2 protein-coding genes are annotated in these 1,029 nt (G+C 58.3%); both read right to left on the bottom strand.

Annotated features, from left to right (window positions below):
- On the bottom strand, positions 1 to 757 hold a 757-nt coding region (locus A3730_RS02970), incomplete at its 3' end, for a ketose-bisphosphate aldolase (protein ID WP_063537445.1).
- Between the two features lie 140 nt (positions 758 to 897).
- On the bottom strand, positions 898 to 1,029 hold a 132-nt coding region (gene pgk, locus A3730_RS29390; RefSeq protein ID WP_082872235.1), incomplete at its 5' end, for a phosphoglycerate kinase.

A 1,029-nucleotide genomic window follows, 5' to 3' on the forward strand; every position in this document is an offset into this window, starting at 1 on the left:
GGATTTCACCACCGAATTCATTGATGATGGCCAGCCAGTCCTGCGGCACTGAAGAGGAGCCGTGCATGACCAGGTGGGTATCCGGAATGCGCTGGTGAATCGCCTTGATCTGCTCAATGGCGAGGATGTCGCCGGTGGGCGGACGAGTGAACTTGTACGCACCATGGCTGGTGCCGATGGCAATCGCCAGTGCATCCACTTTGGTTTTCTTTACGAAGTCCGCCGCTTCTTCCGGGTCGGTGAGCATCTGTTCATGAGTCAGCTTGCCTTCCGCACCGATGCCATCTTCTTCGCCGGCTTCACCGGTTTCCAGCGACCCCAGGCAACCCAGCTCGCCTTCCACCGAGACACCACAGGCGTGGGCCATGTCCACGGTGCGACGGGTCACATCCACGTTGTAGTCGTAATCGGTGGGGGTCTTGCCGTCTTCACCCAGTGAACCGTCCATCATTACCGAAGAGAACCCCAGCTGGATGGAACGCTGGCACACAGACGGGCTGGTGCCATGATCCTGATGCATCACCACGGGAATGTGCGGAAACTCTTCGGTGGCCGCCAGGATCAGATGACGCAGGAAAGGCGCACCGGCATATTTACGCGCACCAGCAGATGCCTGCACGATGACCGGGGAATTCGTTTTGTCCGCGGCTTCCATGATGGCGCGCATCTGTTCCACGTTGTTCACGTTATAAGCCGGTACGCCGTAGCCGAACTCGGCAGCGTGATCCAGCAGCTGTCGCATGCTTACTAGTGCCATGATTTTTCCCCTTCGTTAATCCGTTTGCGGTGCGCCGCACCGCCTATACTTCGTCCATTACAGCCTGACGCCAAAGGCCTGACGCTTGACGCCTGTGGGTTTTAGCGTCAGGCATCTGGCGTCCGGCATCAGGCGTTTAATCAATCCTTCGCCCGTGCCTCGAGCATGGCCACCGCTGGCAGTACTTTGCCTTCCACGAACTCCAGGAAGGCACCACCGCCGGTGGAGATATAGCTGACATCATCGGTGATGCCATACTTGTCCACTGCAGC

It is taken from the genome of Alcanivorax sp. HI0044, assembly GCF_001634945.1.